This is a genomic window from Enterobacter sp. MG-EB028 (assembly GCF_056673305.1).
Window position 1 is genome coordinate 1,249,290 of the sequence record NZ_CP195079.1, and the last position, 16,476, is coordinate 1,265,765.

At 56.6% G+C, this 16,476-nt stretch carries 17 protein-coding genes and 1 pseudogene; 11 read left to right on the top strand and 7 right to left on the bottom strand.

What is annotated here, in order from left to right; all coding sequences use genetic code 11:
* Positions 1-13 precede the first annotated feature (13 nt).
* Genes ACR42C_RS05835 through ACR42C_RS05845 form a run of 3 tightly spaced genes read left to right on the top strand, consistent with a single transcriptional unit; the run spans position 14 to position 3,061 of the window.
* Positions 14-1,990 (top strand): FUSC family protein, encoded by a 1,977-nt coding sequence (locus ACR42C_RS05835; protein ID WP_479984880.1) that lies wholly within the window; start codon positions 14-16, stop codon positions 1,988-1,990.
* Entirely contained in the window at positions 1,983-2,198 is a 216-nt protein-coding gene (locus tag ACR42C_RS05840; protein WP_033144858.1) for a DUF1656 domain-containing protein, read from the top strand. The genes ACR42C_RS05835 and ACR42C_RS05840 overlap by 8 nt, the downstream gene beginning before the upstream one ends.
* A complete protein-coding gene (locus ACR42C_RS05845; RefSeq protein ID WP_316380751.1) occupies positions 2,195-3,061 on the top strand; it encodes an efflux RND transporter periplasmic adaptor subunit in 867 nt (288 codons plus the stop codon). Before ACR42C_RS05840 ends, ACR42C_RS05845 begins: the two co-directional genes overlap by 4 nt.
* A gap of 5 nt (positions 3,062-3,066) precedes the next feature.
* On the opposite strand, the gene ACR42C_RS05850 is transcribed toward ACR42C_RS05845, so the two are convergent.
* From ACR42C_RS05850 to ACR42C_RS05860, 3 genes and pseudogenes are all read right to left on the bottom strand, one after another.
* Entirely contained in the window at positions 3,067-3,492 is a 426-nt protein-coding gene (locus tag ACR42C_RS05850) for a VOC family protein (protein ID WP_316380750.1), read from the bottom strand.
* Positions 3,493-3,577: 85 nt separating this feature from the next.
* Entirely contained in the window at positions 3,578-3,997 is a 420-nt protein-coding gene (locus ACR42C_RS05855; protein WP_479984881.1) for a helix-turn-helix domain-containing protein, read from the bottom strand.
* Positions 3,994-4,305 (bottom strand): annotated as a pseudogene (locus ACR42C_RS05860) (type II toxin-antitoxin system HigB family toxin). Before ACR42C_RS05860 ends, ACR42C_RS05855 begins: the two are co-directional and overlap by 4 nt.
* Before the next feature lie 408 nt (positions 4,306-4,713).
* On the opposite strand from ACR42C_RS05860, the gene asd reads away from it, so the two are divergent.
* On the top strand, positions 4,714-5,832 hold the full coding sequence (asd, locus tag ACR42C_RS05865) for an aspartate-semialdehyde dehydrogenase (RefSeq protein ID WP_320721079.1): 1,119 nt from the start codon (positions 4,714-4,716) through the stop codon (positions 5,830-5,832).
* Positions 5,833-6,048: 216 nt separating this feature from the next.
* Here asd and ACR42C_RS05870 read toward each other — a convergent pair whose 3' ends face one another.
* A complete protein-coding gene (locus ACR42C_RS05870) occupies positions 6,049-6,504 on the bottom strand; it encodes a hypothetical protein (RefSeq protein WP_320721080.1) in 456 nt (151 codons plus the stop codon).
* A gap of 396 nt (positions 6,505-6,900) precedes the next feature.
* Between ACR42C_RS05870 and ACR42C_RS05875 the strand changes: the two genes are divergently transcribed.
* Both ACR42C_RS05875 and ACR42C_RS05880 read left to right on the top strand, forming a co-directional pair.
* The gene (locus ACR42C_RS05875; RefSeq protein ID WP_320721081.1) at positions 6,901-7,719 is read left to right on the top strand and encodes an AraC family transcriptional regulator; all 819 of its coding nucleotides are present in this window, start codon (positions 6,901-6,903) and stop codon (positions 7,717-7,719) included.
* Between the two features lie 75 nt (positions 7,720-7,794).
* Positions 7,795-8,157, top strand: a complete 363-nt coding sequence (locus tag ACR42C_RS05880) for a cupin domain-containing protein (protein ID WP_320721082.1) — start codon at positions 7,795-7,797, stop codon at positions 8,155-8,157.
* A 73-nt stretch (positions 8,158-8,230) separates the two neighbouring features.
* Here the strand turns inward: ACR42C_RS05880 and ACR42C_RS05885 are convergent, their stop codons facing one another.
* The gene (locus ACR42C_RS05885; RefSeq protein ID WP_116341314.1) at positions 8,231-9,115 is read right to left on the bottom strand and encodes a LysR family transcriptional regulator; all 885 of its coding nucleotides are present in this window, start codon (positions 9,113-9,115) and stop codon (positions 8,231-8,233) included.
* A 105-nt stretch (positions 9,116-9,220) separates the two neighbouring features.
* Here ACR42C_RS05885 and budA point away from each other — a divergent pair, with 105 nt between their 5' ends.
* From budA to ACR42C_RS05910, 5 genes are all read left to right on the top strand, one after another.
* Positions 9,221-10,000: an acetolactate decarboxylase gene (gene budA / locus ACR42C_RS05890; protein ID WP_116341312.1), complete on the top strand. Its 780-nt coding sequence runs from the start codon at positions 9,221-9,223 to the stop codon at positions 9,998-10,000.
* Positions 10,001-10,058: 58 nt separating this feature from the next.
* A complete protein-coding gene (alsS, locus tag ACR42C_RS05895) occupies positions 10,059-11,693 on the top strand; it encodes an acetolactate synthase AlsS (RefSeq protein WP_226857645.1) in 1,635 nt (544 codons plus the stop codon).
* Positions 11,694-11,713: 20 nt separating this feature from the next.
* Complete coding sequence (locus tag ACR42C_RS05900) at positions 11,714-12,484, top strand: (S)-acetoin forming diacetyl reductase (RefSeq protein ID WP_316380746.1); 771 nt, start codon at positions 11,714-11,716, stop codon at positions 12,482-12,484.
* A gap of 137 nt (positions 12,485-12,621) precedes the next feature.
* Complete coding sequence (locus ACR42C_RS05905) at positions 12,622-13,095, top strand: cold-shock protein (RefSeq protein WP_316380745.1); 474 nt, start codon at positions 12,622-12,624, stop codon at positions 13,093-13,095.
* Between the two features lie 107 nt (positions 13,096-13,202).
* Positions 13,203-13,901 (top strand): GNAT family N-acetyltransferase, encoded by a 699-nt coding sequence (locus tag ACR42C_RS05910; RefSeq protein ID WP_316380744.1) that lies wholly within the window; start codon positions 13,203-13,205, stop codon positions 13,899-13,901.
* Between the two features lie 33 nt (positions 13,902-13,934).
* Here the strand turns inward: ACR42C_RS05910 and ACR42C_RS05915 are convergent, their stop codons facing one another.
* Positions 13,935-15,629 carry a thiamine pyrophosphate-binding protein gene (locus tag ACR42C_RS05915; protein ID WP_320721083.1) on the bottom strand — a complete coding sequence of 565 codons (1,695 nt, stop codon included), beginning with the start codon at positions 15,627-15,629 and terminating at the stop codon, positions 13,935-13,937.
* A gap of 33 nt (positions 15,630-15,662) precedes the next feature.
* The gene (locus tag ACR42C_RS05920) at positions 15,663-16,403 is read right to left on the bottom strand and encodes an SDR family oxidoreductase (RefSeq protein WP_163330504.1); all 741 of its coding nucleotides are present in this window, start codon (positions 16,401-16,403) and stop codon (positions 15,663-15,665) included.
* Positions 16,404-16,476: the final 73 nt, after the last annotated feature.

Here is a 16,476-nt window from a genome sequence, read left to right on the forward strand (position 1 = left end):
TAATAATCCCGGCATGAAAAACATCTTCTCTCATCCCGTGCGCCTGCCCGACGCGTTGCGAAACGACGCGGGCGCGCTGATCTACGCCGCGAAGAGCTTTGCCGCGGCGATGCTGGCTTATTATATTGCGCTCTCGATAGGCCTCGAACGTCCCTCGTGGGCCATTATTACGGTTTACATCGTGTCACAGACGTCAGTTGGGGCATCGCTGAGCCGAAGCCTCTACCGGCTGGCCGGTACCGTGGCGGGGGCCAGCGCGACCGTGCTGATTGTGCCCACCTTCGCGAATACGCCAGTCCTGTGTAGCGTGGTGCTGACGGGCTGGATCGTATTCTGCCTGTGGCTCTCCCTGCTGGAGCGCACGCCCCGGGCGTACGCCTTTGTGCTGGCCGGCTATACCGCGAGCCTGATTGGTTTTCCCGCGGTGTCCGATCCCGGCGGCATTTTTAACGTCGCCATTGTCCGCGTGCAGGAGATCGCTATCGGGATTTTCTGCGCGGCGCTGATTCACCGCTACGTGCTGCCCGCGCGCGTCTCGGGGCTGTTCAACGCGAAATTATCCCAGACGCTACAGGCCGCGCGCGGGCGGGTGGCTGATACCTTATCAGGTAAACCCGATGCGGCTTCCGCCCCTCTGCATCTGGCCCTGGCGCTGCAGTTCCTGCAGGGCATAAGCCACCATATTCCGTATGATTTTGCCCTTTCAGCTCCGGTGCGGCAGGCCAGAAAGGCGATCCACGATCGGCTGGCTCGGCTGGTTATCGTCAACTGTGAACTACACGATCGCCTGCCAGCGATCGGAACCCTACCCGCCGACGTGCAGGCGTTGCTGGAGGACGTTCAGGCCTGGCTTGCCGTTGAAGGCGCCAGCAGCACGGCAGAGGCGCTGCGGCTCCGCTGTGCGCTTCTCGTCGAACGGTATGCCGCGCAGGCGCAGACCTTTGACGACGCGTTGCAGGTCAGTTTTATTCGCTACCTCTCGGAGGCCATCGCTCTTCTGCAGCAGTGCGAATGTCTTTCCGGGGCCATCCACCACGCCAAACCCGTCGTTGGGGAGAGGCAAACCCGCGCGGCGAAAGGCTACGTTTTTCACCGGGATCCTCTGACCGCAGCCCGCACGGCGCTGGGGGCTTTCGCCATCATCCTGAGCGGCTGCCTGGTCTGGATCTTCTCAGCCTGGCCGGATGGCGGCACGGCGGTGTCTATCCTGGGGGTCTGCTGCACGCTGTTTGGCAGCTTCGACACTCCGGCGCCCCACATCGTGAAATACATCGTTGGCTCGTTCTGGGGCGTGGTCATTAGCCTGTTCTACAGCTTTGCGCTGCTGCCGCTGGTGAGCGATTTCCCGGTGCTGGTGGCGGTGCTTGCCCCGGCATATCTGCTGGCCGGGTCGCTTCAGGCGCGTCCGCCCACCACGTTTATGGCGATGGGTATTACCCTGACGCTGCCCATTCTGTGCGAGCTGGGGGCGCACTACAGCGGAGATTTCGCCGTTGCGGCTAACACCGCCATCGCGCTCTTTGCCGCCACCGGTTATGCCGTCGTCAGCATGAGCCTGCTGCAAACCGTGCAGGCGGATGGCGCCATCACGCGTCTGCTGAACCTGTGCCAGCGCGACATTTGCCGCAGCCTGAAGGGCACGCTGCGGGTTGATGAAACGCACTGGATCAACCTGATGATGGACCGAACCGCCCTGTTGCTGCCGCGCCTGCAGCGCAGCGAGCGTGCGCCAGAGCAGGCGCTCGGTCGACTGCTGCACGCGCTGCGCCTGGGGCTTTCAGTCATGCATTTACGCCGCAGTGACGCACCGCCCGGCAGGGAGGTTGACGCGCTTTTTCATCGGATAAACGCCGCAGACCGCCACGCCTTACGCGAACGCATCGTTACCCTTATCGAGCGCCATCTGCCTGCGGCAGATGAACATACGCGCCAGTTGGTCTTCAGGCTGGTGGATCTGCACTGTGCATTACGGGAGCCGGACCATGGTTAACGATCTCAATATCGGCGGGGTTTTTATTCCGGGGCTGCTGATGGTCGCCCTCGCGGCGCTGGTCTGCACGCTGGGCCTCGTCGCGCTTTTCTCTCTCAGCAGGCTCTACCGGCGCTTGCCGTTTCGCCCGCTGATGGATGTTTCCACCTGGATTGTCACCTTTTTCCTGCTGATGCAGGGCCTGACTGCTTTGGGGTTATTGTCATGAAATCACTGCTTTCTTTACTGGCTCGCTATGCGCTGACGTTAAGCGTCGTCGCGGCGGCCACGCTTCTGGCGTTTCAGATGTGGAAACACTATGCACAAACGCCGTGGACCCGCGACGGCCGCGTGCGGGCGGATGTGGTGCAGATTGCGCCGGACGTCTCCGGGCCGGTCATCAGCGTGGCCGTGCGGGACAATCAGTGGGTGAACCGGGGCGATGTGCTCTACACCATCGATCCGCGCTGGCTTAAGCTGGCGGTGGTCAGCGCGCAGGCTGACGTCGAGTCGAAACGCCATGAAATGCTGATGCGCCAGGACGCGGCCCATCGCCGCACGCTGATTAAAAACGCTATTTCGAGCGAGGATTTACAGCAAACCGGCAGCGCGGCGAACGTCGCGGCGGCCAATTATCACGGCGCGCTGGCCGCGCTGGATCTGGCAGAGCTTAATCTGGCGCACGCCACCGTCCGTGCGCCAGTTTCGGGGTACGTCACGCACCTGCGGCTTCGCCCTGGCGATTATGCGACAGCGGGGGAGACGAAGGTCGCCATCGTCGATGCCCACAGCTTCTGGGTGGTGGGGTACTTTGAAGAGACCAAGCTGCGCCATATCCGCGTCGGGGATGCCGCGCAGGTGGTGCTGATGGGGTACGAGCCGGTCATCACGGGTCACGTGGAGAGCATCGGACATGGGATCGGGGACAGCAACGATGAGACGGGCGGGCTGGGGCTGCCCGACGTCGAGCCCACCTTTAGCTGGGTCCGGCTGGCGCAGCGCGTGCCGGTGCGTATTCATATCGACAGGTTGCCGGAGGGGGTTGAGTTGGTGGCGGGGCTGTCGGCGAGCGTGGCGATAGATAAGGAGTGAAGCGACTATGCTTTGTCTACGAACTTATCAGCTTCAGGAGAATAATGCTGACAAACGCATGCCAGCTTATGTCCGTCAGGATCGCGCAGATAGGCAACATAAAAGTCGGGGCCGTACGCGCTTCGTGTGCCTGGCTCGCCTTCATTCGTCCCTCCTGCAAGAAGGCCCGCAGCATGGAACCGTCTGACAAGGTCCGCGTTATCTGCACTGAATGCGAACATAGTCCCGTTTCCCGCCGTTGCGCGATGCCCGTTAAAAGGAGGACAAATACAGAAGCTGAACCCCTCACCTGGATTATTTTCATCCCCCCACATTGCCCAGCTTTCAGTCCAGGCAGGCAGACGCGAGAAGCCCAGAACGTTAAAAACAGCGTCATAAAAGTTCACGGAGCGCTGAAAGTCGTTTGTACCTATAGTGATATAAGCCAGCATTTTAAGATCCCCGGTCTTCAATAGTCGATTTAACAGCCTTCTGCGTCCTTTTACGGATCCAGCCGTGTACAAAACCTTCTTTTGATCATTTCCCCACAAATGCACTCACTGGTAAATCAAAACGCTTCGCCAGTCTACGCATATGATCCAGCGTTAACGTACGCTGTCCGTTGAGGATCCGACTCACCAGAGACTTCTTACCAATTTCGTTCTCGAAGTCGCTCTGAGTGAGTTGGTACTGATCCATCAGCGTTCGCAATAACGCAACGCCTGACGGAATGCTGGCAACACGCGCGTTAAATTCTGCAAACTCCGGAGACTCGTTTTCGTATTTATCGATCCTGGCGGTGAGCATCTCTACCAGCGGGTTATCGGGTTCGTGTTCTATCAGATACTCCACCAGCGCTAGCGCATCCTCGTAATCCTGGCGCGACGGGCTTGAGCCCATGAAAGGGAGCGCGTTTGTCAGATCCTTTGCCGCTTTGATGGCTGCTGCATAATTCATTCTTTCGTTCTCCGGTAGAGGTCCGTGAGCTTGTCATACTCTGCGTGAGTGCTGATGTGTTTGATGAAAATTTTTCCTCGCTCAAAATCAGCAAAAAACATCACTCTTAAATGTCCACCCCCCACATCAATGACTCACCATTTTTCCCAGTATTTCATCCGATCCAGGCTGGGAAAGCGCTTTCGCATGTCGTCTGGTGAAGGGTAGTGTTCCTTCTTTAGTACCCGGTAAAGATCGTCCAGGGTGAGTGATTGGTTGGGAAATTTTCTGGCCGCTGTGTCGAAAGGCGCTCTTGAGACTACGTGCATCCTTGCCCCTTGTTTTCAGGATGGAAACATTTATGGAGTGTAGTTTTCATATGCTCGTGTGACGGCGCTCATTTAATGAGTGCGAATACTGTATCAGGTGAATGTGAAAGATATGTCCGCTTTGTGCCAGGAGCGGACATATGGGAGGCTCTTATTCGACTTTAGCCAGGCGTATTCTCTCCTTTAATTGCTTATGCTTTTAACATCAGACCTAACATAACTCCTCATCAATATCAGTTAGTTAATATGGTTTTTTATCTGGGGGAGGGATAAAAAATGCTGATGCCATATGAAACATTTTAATAATGACAGAATCTCATGCACTTCGTAATGACCTTTATTTGGGGATGAGATATAACGAGCTTCGAAAATAATTAACATTCTCATAACGTTGTTGAGGTTAAGCATATGAAGCAAGTTGGCATTGTTGGTTGGCGAGGAATGGTAGGTTCTGTTTTGCTGCAGCGGATGTTGGAAGAAAATGATTTTAAGGACATTTCTGTGCATTTTTACAGTACCTCCAGCGTGGGGGCTGCGGGACCTGTCATCGATGGCATAAGCTATACGCTCAAAGATGCGTATTCCATTGATGCGCTTGCGGAAATGGACATCATCATAACGTGTCAGGGCGGCGATTATACTAAAGCGGTTTATCATGTATTAATTGCTCATGGTTGGGAGGGCTACTGGATTGATGCGGCCTCAGCGCTGCGGATGAATGAAAGAGCCTGCATTATTCTCGATCCCGTGAATCGCACCCATATCGATCGTGCCGTCAAAGAAGGTCTTAAGCTCTTTGTCGGTGGCAACTGTTCGATCACGCTCAGTCTGATGGGGCTCGCCGGGCTGATAAAGGCAGATCTCATTGAATGGATGAGCGTGATGACCTATCAGTCCGCATCGGGTGCCGGTGCTCAGTATGTACGGGAATTAATCACGCAAAGCGCGTATATAAGCAGCCATTTGTCAGCCGATGAACTGGCATCGTCAGGTTCAGTACTTCCGTTAGTCAATAAGGTCAGTGAACTGATTAATAGCGCTGAAATGCCGACCCAGAACTTCGGCGCGCCTTTAATGGGTAGCATCATTCCATGGATTGATAGTGATTTAGGCGATGGAAACAGCCGTGAAGAGTGGAAGGGTGAAGCAGAAACGAACAAAATCCTCGGCCTTTCTCCCGGAACGATCCCGGTAAACGGTTTGTGCATACGGGTCGGCGTGATCCGCTGCCACAGTGCTGCAATAACCCTGAAGCTCAAGCGTGACGTCAGCGAAGCGGAGTTTTCGGATTTAGTGACGCATTCTCATCCCTGGGTTAACTATGTGCCTAATAACAAGGAGGAGAGTGTCAGTAAATTGACACCAGCTTTTATCAGCGGTTCGCTCCAGGTGGGAATTGGTCGTTATAAGAAAATGTCGCTAAACAATGACCCGATTTATTCGGTTCTGACGGTAGGTGATCAGCTCTTGTGGGGCGCGGCAGAACCTTTGCGCCGCATGTTAAATATTCTGCTCGGCAGAGTTTGATTCATTTTATTCAGACCAAAGCACCTGCTCGGTAGGTGCTATTGTTATGTGGCGTCGCGTCATATTCTACGCCGCCGCAAATTCAATAGGCATAAATGGCTCACTTCATCGTCCGCTCTTCGCTCTTAACGGACATTCAACAAACAACTCTGTACTTTGAGTAAGGCCGAAATCATGCTTATTACCTCGCAGAATTCCGGCCTTCAGTCACCCGCCTCAGTGCGCCGTTATATAAGGCTCCTTCACAAATTCAGCCAGCAGCCAGACCATATCATGCAGCAGCCCGGTGAGTTCTTTCGCCACGCTCGCAGGCAACGTTCCGCCCATCACCGCCAGCGTTAACGCCACGGCATAATCCACCTGCAACGCCGTTTCCTGCCAGCAGTCCGGCACACAGGAGGTAATCTTTTCCCCTGCGATCAACTGTTCAACCAGATACGACGGAAGCTCCGAGTCACAGCACTCACGCAGCCGCTTAAGCGCAGCCAGCAATCGCTTGCAGAGTGTGGCAAACGTCACCGTATCGTCAGTGTCCACCAGCACGCTAACATACGCAGTGCAGGCGTCAGCCAACTCAAAGAGATCAGCAGAATCGGGAAGTTGCAGGTGAAGAAGGTGATGAACAGCACTTTCCTCAGAAAGCGCGTAAGACAGGGAAGGGATAGTTGTCATGTGATTTTCCTTTTTAAACTTACTCCAGACCACCACATAAGTTCCTACGCTCATGGGTGGTAGCGCTGACGGAGGTAGGAATACCGCACATGACAAAGCGGCCAACCTTTCGGTTGCTCCGCCAGCGCGACCGTATTTTAACGGGATGAACGCTGTCGCGACAAAAATAATTGCCGAGTCATGTTAAACGGGTTCCTACGCCCGGTTACGGATGTGCCGCAACGCAGGCACTTTACGACCGCGAAGAAGGGATGAAAAGGGATCCTCCTGGATTACATAAGGTTACTTGCAGGTTTGCGAGGAGTCTTCCAGAAAGCCCTGTCATCAATATCTTTCCAAATGCCACTCCATGCGTTTATGGTGTTACTTCCCCTTCTACTTTATCAGGTTGCACATATGCCGAGCGCCAGCGAGAGCAAAGACTGGGTCAAATTTGCGCAAACGCCAGGGAAAATAGAGCGCATAGAGGCGTATTTCAGCGGACATGGCTATGAGCCACATCGGCATGACACCTACGCGATAGGCAGAACCTTGTCCGGGGTGCAGAGCTTTCACTATCGGGGCAGTCAACAACACAGCCTACCGGGCGGGACGATGGTTCTGCACCCGGACGAAGTGCATGACGGAGAGGCGGGGACGACTGAAGGATTTCAGTATCGGATGCTGTATATCGATCCGGCGTTAGTTCAGAAAATCCTGGGCGGAAAACCGCTGCCGTTTATTCCCGGCGGGATCTCATCCGATCCCCGGCTTTTTGCGGCGACCGAAACCTTGCTAAAAGCACCAGAAGAACCTGTCGATACGCTGGAAGAAGAGGATGCGCTTTACGATCTGGCCAACACGCTGGCCATGGTGGGAGGACAACGCTTTCGTCGATGCGCATTCGATTATCGTCGCGCAGAGCGTGCACGCGAGTATATTCAAACAGAATTCAGCCAGGACATTACGCTCGACACGCTATCCGAGGTCAGCGGCAGGGATCGCTGGAGCCTGAGTCGGGATTTTCGTGCACTTTACGGAACAAGCCCGTATCGCTATGTGACGATGCGGCGTCTTGAATATTGCCGACGTTTGATTGAAAAAGGCCTGTCTCTTGCTGAAGCGGCCGTTGAGGCCGGGTTTTCTGACCAAAGTCATATGACTCGCCAGTTTATCAAAACGCTGGGGATCTCACCGGGACGCTGGCAGAAAATCATCCAAAACAGCCGCACCTGAGCTGCACAATCATTCAAGACCGGCGCAACGGCCTTACTCTATCCTGGACACTTCTCAACCATAGGGAGTGTCACCATGTATCAACCCATTAATCTGGAAAATAAATTTTCCCTCTTCGACGCGCACTGGCAGCCGAAGGTCATCGCTCAGATGAATGACTACCAGTTTAAGGTTGTGAAAATAGAGGGAGATTTTATATGGCACGCGCATCCTGAAACCGACGAAGCATTTATCGTGGTTGAGGGTGTATTACGTATTGATTTTCGTGACGGGCATGTGCTCGTTAATCCGGGGGAATTGTACGTTGTGCCAAAAGGCGTTGAACATAAGACGTCTGCTGAAACGACGGTAAAAATGATGATGATAGAACCTTGCGGGGTTCTGAATACGGGACACGAAGGCGGGGATCGCACCGCAGAGAACGATGTCTGGATTTGAGGACGAAGGATGACTTGCCGGGTGGCGGCTGCGCCTTACCCGGCCAACAAACCCTCAAAACCCCTATAAGCCGCTATGATTCCTCGCTCATCATCGTCAAAAACCGCCTCACCGTCCGCGAGCGTTCAAAACGCCGCCAGCACAGCGCGATATCGGTATAAAGCGCCGGTGAGCTTAACGCATGATAGGTCACATTCGGCGGTGAAATGGCCGCCATGGATTTCGGCACAAGCGCAAACCCGCCGCCGGCGGAGACCATGCTCAGGGACGACGAAAGCTGTGACGATTGCAGCGCGTGCTGCACGTCAATTCCGGCCCGCTCGCAGCAGCCGTGCACCCGGTCATACAGGCCCGGCGCGACCTCCTGCGGGAACAGCACCACCGGCGTACCCCGAAGCTGCTCTAACGCCAGCGAACCGCAAGCCGCCAGCGGATGGTCGCGATGCAGCGCCACCACCATCGGCTCCCGGTCGAGGATTTTAATTTCAAACATCTTACTGCTCTCGCACGGCAGGCGTACGAAGGCAATATCCAGTTCACCCTCCGCCAGCATCGTCGTCAGCGACGACATATTGGCCTCCACCTGGTGAACCTGCACCGCCATGTTCTGCACCTGAAACTGGCGAATCAGCGCGAAAATTTTTGGGTGAAAGGCATCTGAACTGGTGATCCCAATCGACAGATTGCCGTTCAGCCCGCGCGCGATGCCGCGGGCCTTTTCCAGCGCGGCATCGCTCAGCGCCAGGATCTTGCAGGCATCCTCATAGAACGCTTCTCCCGCCTCGGTCAGCTCCACGCCCCGCGTCAGGCGTCTGAACAGCGGCGTGCCGACTTCCTCTTCAAGCCGTTTGATCTGCTGACTCAGAGGAGGCTGTGAAATACCCAGCGCTTCGGCCGCCCGGGTGAAGTGTCGCTCGCGTGCAACCGCGACAAAATACCGCAGATAACGAAGTTCCATATCTAAAACGTCTCAAACCAGCATGGTTTCTATATTGGAACTCTCTGCTGAATCGGGTCAACATTTATTTAACCTTTCTAAATAAAGTTGAAGAGGACGAGCACGATGACGCATTCATCTGCCTGCGACTGTGAGGCCAGCCTGTGCGAGACCCTGCGCGGGTTCTCAGCCCAGCATCCTGACAGCGTGATCTACCAGACATCGCTAATGAGCGCCCTGCTAAGCGGCGTGTACGAAGGGGAGACGACGATCGCCGACCTGCTGGCACACGGTGATTTTGGTCTCGGCACCTTTAACGAGCTGGACGGTGAAATGATTGCCTTCAGCAGCCAGGTCTACCAGCTGCGCGCCGACGGCAGCGCCCGGGCCGCGAAGCCGGAGCAGAAAACGCCGTTTGCGGTAATGACCTGGTTCCAGCCGCAGTACCGCAAAACCTTCGATGCGCCGGTCAGCCGTCAGCAGATCCACGACGTGATTGACCAGCAGATCCCCTCCGACAACCTGTTCTGCGCGCTGCGCATTGACGGCAATTTCCGCCACGCCCACACCCGCACCGTACCGCGCCAGAAGCCGCCGTACCGGGCGATGACCGACGTGCTGGATGACCAGCCGGTGTTCCGCTTTAACCAGCGTGAAGGGGTGCTGGTCGGGTTCCGCACCCCGCAGCATATGCAGGGCATTAACGTGGCGGGGTATCACGAACACTTCATTACCGACGACCGTCAGGGCGGGGGCCATCTGCTGGACTACCAGCTGGAGAGCGGCGTGCTCACCTTCGGCGAAATACACAAGCTGATGATTGATCTGCCCGCCGACAGCGCGTTCTTACAGGCCAACCTTCACCCCAGCAATCTTGATGCAGCGATCCGTTCCGTCGAAAACTAACAGGAGAACTACCGTGAACAGTGAGAAACAGTCACGTCAGTGGGCGCACGGCGCCGATATGGTTGTCGGCCAGCTGGAAGCGCAGGGCGTGAAGCAGGTGTTCGGGATCCCGGGTGCGAAAATCGACAAGGTATTTGATTCCCTGCTGGACTCCTCCATTGAGATCATCCCGGTGCGTCATGAGGCCAACGCGGCGTTTATGGCGGCGGCGGTCGGGCGGCTGACCGGCAAGGCCGGGGTGGCACTGGTCACCTCCGGGCCGGGCTGCTCTAACCTGATCACCGGCATCGCCACCGCCAACAGCGAGGGCGACCCGGTGGTGGCGCTGGGCGGGGCGGTGAAGCGGGCGGATAAAGCCAAGCTGGTGCACCAGAGCATGGACACCGTCGCCATGTTCAGCCCGGTCACCAAATACGCCGTGGAGGTCAGTTCACCGGACGCCATTGCCGAAGTGGTATCGAACGCGTTTCGCGCCGCCGAGCACGGCAGGCCGGGGGGCGCGTTCGTCAGCCTGCCGCAGGATATTGTCGACCAGCCCGCGACGGGCGCGATTTTACCCGCCAGCGGTCCGGCGCTGATGGGCCCGGCACCGGAATCAGCCATTAACGACGTGGCGAAGCTTATCGAAAACGCCAAAAACCCGGTCATCTTACTCGGCCTGATGGCCAGCCAGCCCGCCAACAGCGCCGCACTGCGCAAGCTGCTGGAGAAAAGCCGCATTCCTGTCACCAGCACCTATCAGGCCGCCGGGGCGGTAAACCAGGAGCACTTCACCCGCTTTGCCGGACGCGTCGGTCTGTTCAATAACCAGGCGGGCGACCGGCTGCTCCATCTGGCGGATCTGATTATCTGCGTAGGCTACAGCCCGGTGGAGTACGAGCCGTCCATGTGGAACAGCGGCGACGCGACGCTGGTGCACATCGATGTCCTGCCCGCCTATGAAGAGCGTAACTACGTGCCGGATCTGGAGCTGGTGGGGGATATCGCCGAAACGCTGAACCTGCTCGCAAACCGGATCGACCATAAGCTGGAGCTGAGCCAGCGTGCGTCAGAAATTCTGGTCGATCGCCAGCATCAGCGGGATCTGCTCGATCGCCGCGGCGCCTCGCTCAACCAGTTTGCCCTGCACCCGCTGCGCATCGTGCGTGCCATGCAGGACATCGTGAATAACGACGTGACGCTTACCGTGGATATGGGCAGCTTCCACATCTGGATCGCCCGCTACCTCTACAGCTTCCGGGCGCGTCAGGTGATGATCTCCAACGGTCAGCAGACCATGGGCGTCGCCCTGCCGTGGGCCATTGGCGCATGGCTGGTGAACCCGGGCCGCAAGGTTGTGTCGGTCTCCGGTGACGGCGGTTTTTTACAGTCGAGCATGGAGCTGGAAACCGCAGTGCGCCTCAACGCCAACGTGCTGCACATCATCTGGGTGGATAACGGCTACAACATGGTGGCCATTCAGGAAGAAAAAAAATACCAGCGCCTTTCCGGCGTAGAGTTCGGCCCTGTCGATTTCAAAGCGTATGCCGACGCCTTCGGCGCGAAGGGCTTTGCCGTGGAGAGCGCTGAGGCGCTGGAACCCACGCTGCGTGCGGCAATGGATGTGGACGGCCCTGCCGTGGTGGCCATTCCCGTCGACTACAGCGATAACCCGCTGCTGATGGGCCAGCTCCATCTCAGCCAGATTTTGTGACTCAATATAAGGACAGAGAAATGCAAAAAGTTGCTCTCGTAACAGGCTCAGGCCAGGGGATTGGTAAAGCGATCGCGCTTCGCCTGGTGAAGGATGGCTTTGCCGTCGCCATCGCCGACTATAACGTTGAGACGGCAAAAGCCGTCGCCGATGAAATCACCCGCAACGGCGGCAAGGCCGTCGCCGTGAAGGTCGATGTCTCTGACCGCGAGCAGGTATTTGCGGCGGTGGAGAAAGCCCGCACCGCACTGGGCGGCTTCCACGTCATCGTCAACAATGCCGGGATTGCGCCATCCACCCCCATCGAATCCATCACGCCGGAGATTGTCGACAAGGTCTACAACATCAACGTGAAAGGGGTGATCTGGGGCATTCAGGCTGCCATCGACGCGTTTCGCAAAGAGGGGCACGGCGGCAAAATCATCAACGCCTGCTCCCAGGCGGGCCACACCGGCAACCCTGAACTGGCGGTGTACAGCTCAAGCAAGTTCGCGGTGCGCGGCCTGACTCAGACCGCAGCGCGAGACCTTGCGCCGCTGGGCATCACCGTTAACGCTTACTGCCCGGGCATCGTTAAAACGCCGATGTGGGCGGAAATCGACCGTCAGGTCTCCGAGGCGGCGGGTAAACCGCTAGGCTACGGGACTGAAACCTTTGCCAAACGCATTACGCTTGGCCGTCTGTCCGAGCCGGAAGACGTCGCCGCCTGCGTCTCATACCTGGCCGGGCCGGATTCCGACTACATGACCGGCCAGTCGCTGTTGATTGATGGTGGGATGGTGTTCAACTAAAAACGTAATACTAATAAGCTCTGACATGAGTTTTCCCCTGCCTCCGTGCAGGGGCTTTTTTTTGTCTCCTCAGCCATTGTGCATTACACTGCGCGCTGCAAAACTTTAGTCTTGAGATCTGACAGGCGGTAACAGCGATGAACGGTACAATCACAACGTGGTTTAAAGATAAAGGCTTCGGATTTATCAAAGATGAAAACGGCGACAACCGCTATTTTCATGTGATTAAGGTCGCCAACCCCGATCTGATTAAGAAAGATGCCGCGGTAACCTTCGAGCCGACCACCAACAACAAAGGCCTCTCCGCCTACGCGGTGAAGGTGATTCCTGAGAGCAAGTACCTCTACATTGCGGGCGAGCGCGTGAAGCTCACCTCGATCAAATCCTTCGTGGTGTTCAGCGAAGAAGAGCCGGTTGAGACTAAAATCGACAAAGAGAATGCGGTGCTGTCGGTGGGGCTGCTGATGAACAGCATCAAGCCGAAATCCGACAAGAAGCCGGGCGAAATGCGCACGGTGAAGAAGCTGGCGATCACCACCTTCCAGAACACAACGATGATCTTTACCGAAGATGAGATCGACATCGACGCTACGGTGAAGCTGCTGAAGTGATTTTATGCCGGGTAGCGGCGACGCGTTACCCGGCCTGCACGTTCTCCCTTTCCGACCGCTTTTTAACCTGCTATAACAAACTCCTTACCTTTCAGGGAGTCACCGCCGTGCCCGAAATCAATCAACATGGTCAAACCGTTAACGATATCGTCCCGGACTGGAAATGCGCCCGCGTCTTAACCCGCACCCCGCTCACCGGTCATTATTGCCGCCTGGAGCCGCTGGACGCCGATCGCCATTCGGCTGATTTATACGAAGCTTACGCGCTGGGTGATGACAGCGACTGGACGTGGCTTGCAAGCACCCAGCCAGAAAGCGTGGAAGCCACCGCGCACTGGGTGCTCGGCAAGGTGATGGATGACGATCTGGTCCCGTTTGCGGTAATCGATTTACGCACTGAAAAAGCGGTAGGGCTGGTGAGCTACATGGCGATTGAGCGGTTTCAGGGCTCGGTGGAAATCGGCCACGTCACCTGGTCGCGCAGGATGAAAGGCACCCGCATCGGAACCGAAGTGGTCTGGCTGCTGCTGAAAAATGCCTTCGAGCACAAGTACCGTCGGCTGGAGTGGAAATGTGATTCGATGAACACCGCCTCACGCCGCGCGGCGGAGCGGCTGGGGTTTGTCTGGGAAGGACGCCTGCGCCAGAAGCTGGTGCGTAAGGGGCGCAACCGCGACAGCGATATGCTTTCGATTATTGACGGCGAATGGCCGCAAAGGGATGCGGAGCTGCGCGCCTGGCTGGCGGCTGAGAATTTTGACGCCCAGGGGCGGCAGATTAAGCGGCTGGAGGCGTTTCGTTTATAAGCTTTTTATGTAGGGTACAGCGCAAAGATGCAGTTAATCCGCGGAAATCGCGATTTCAATCAGGTTGGTTTTTCCTGACTGCAGTCCGCGGGTTACCGCTTCGGCGATGTCTGCGGCATCGGTTATCCGACAACAGCGAATGCCCATGGCGGTGCCCAGCGACTGAAAATCGATGTGCGGGTTAACCAAATCCATCCCGATAAAGCGCCCCAGCTGCGTCGAGCTGTAGCCCGGCTGGCCCTTCATAAAGTTTTTAAGAACGTTGTACTCCCGGTTGTTCATCACGATAAAGGTGACCGGCAGGTTTTCGTGTGCCGCCGTCCAGAGCGCCTGCGGTGAATACAGCGAGGCGCCGTCGCCCATCAGGCACACTACCGGCTCGCGGCCCAGCCCCAGCGAGTGGCCCACCGCCGCAGGCATACCCCAGCCCAGACCGCCGCCGCGCATGAAATAGTAGCGCTGGTGCTGCGGGTCGGAGATAAAACGCCGGACATGTCTGGCTGTGGCAATCGCTTCATCAACAATGGTGACGCCCGGCGGAACGGCTTTGATGACTTCATAGGCCGCCACCATCGGCGAAATAGCCGGGCGCAGCCGCTCGGCAGCCAGACGTTCTTCCTGCAGTTGCCACTCTTTTTCACGTTCAGCGCGTGCCGTTTTGAGCAGCCGCTGATGCGTCAATTTGCCTGCCACCAGGCGCTGCGCAAGCAGAGGTAAGAGCGCCTTCAGGGAGAGTTTGATATCCCCCATCACCGACAGGCGTGTAGCGTAGGTGCGGCCCAGCTCGTTCATGTCGGCGGAGAGCTGGTAGACCGCGCATGAGCCCGGAATCGCGTCTCCTTCGCTGTATAATATGGTGATCAGGCTTCTACCCCCGATGATAAACACCGCGTCGTAGGCGTTAACGATGCTGGCAATTTCACTGGCGGTGGTAGGCATATTGCCGCGCCAGAGGGCATGCTGCGTGGGAAAGGGCAAATTCAACGGCCACGATGAGCCGTAAACGTGTGCACCTAGCGCTTCTGCAAGCTGGACAATCTCCGGCGTTGAGCCGCTGGAGTGAACTTCATCCCCCGCCACAATCATGATCCTGCCGGGCGTAACCTGGCTCAGCTCCGCCGCCAGTTCGTCCAGCGAGCCCGCCACGGTGTGGTAGTTCACTTTGGAGGCCGTTTGTATCCCGGCGTCGCTCAGCTCTTCCATCACGTTCATTGGCAGAGAGAGCAATACGGGACCGGCGGGGGGATAGCTGGCAGCATGGAACGCGCGACGCACAAGAACCGGGAGCTGGTCGGCGCTGGTGACCTCCTGCGCCCATTTCACCACCGGCGATCCAATGGAGACTATGTCATCGTACAGGAGCGGGTCGCGCACGTAGTGCCGCGTGTCCTGCTGCCCGACGGTGACAACCAGCGGCGTTTTCATGATCCGCGAGTTGATTAAATTTCCCATTCCGTGCCCGAGACCGCTGGCGGTGTGCAAATTGATAAAACCGGTCTTGCCGGAGGCTTTCGCGTAGCCGTCAGCAATGGCGACCACGCTGCTCTCCTGGAGCGCCAGAATATAATGAATATTTTCATGCCGGAGCAGGGCGTCAATCAGCGGGAGTTCCGTCGTGCCGGGGTTGCCAAATATATATTCCACGCCTTCACTCTCAAGAACCTCAAGGAGAATATCGGCACCTGTTCGCATATTTAAATCTGATAAGGACGTTAATGACTTAATCATAATGACACCTCATTCAGCGTTATTTAAGTCATGCTAAAATTCTTCCTGCGTTGGCCGGACGACAATTTCATTTACATCAACATCATCAGGCTGCTCGATAGCAAATAATACGGCCCGCGCAATGGCATCTGCCGGAATAGCTTGCTTATAAAATTCATGCAGGAATTTTTTACTCTCTTCGTCAGAACTGCCGAACTGCAGTTCGCTCTCGACCGCACCGGGGGAAATAAGCGTAGTGCGGACCGTTTTACCCACCTCCTGACGCAAGCCTTCGCTCAGCGCGCGGACGGCGAATTTCGTGGCGCTGTAGACCACGCCGCCGGGCGCAAGCACCTTAATACCGGCCACAGACGCAACGTTAATAAAATGCCCGCCACCCTGGCGCTGGAACACCGGTAACGCCGCCGCAATGCCGTATAAAACGCCTTTAAGATTGGTATCGATCATCCGATCCCACTCGTCGGTCTTGCGCTCGCTGATGGGGGCGATAGCCATAAAGCCCGCATTGTTGATCAGCACATCGACGCGTTGGTATGCGGCAACGGCAGCGTCAATCGCGTGCTGGACCTCCTCCTGACGGGTCACGTCCGCCTTCACGGCAATCGCCCGGCCGCCCTGCTGGATGATGCGATCCACCAGGGCGTTAACTCTGTCCAGGCGACGCGCCACCAGTACCAGCGAAAAGGGCTTATTCGCTAAATACAGGGCAATAGCCTGACCGATACCGCTGCTGGCGCCGGTGATAACAACAACTTGGTTTGCACTATTATTCATGATCTTATCTCGCGGTTGAGTGATGCAAAAATAAAGGCAGGGGAGAATTAAAGAATAATGACGTTTTCTTTAA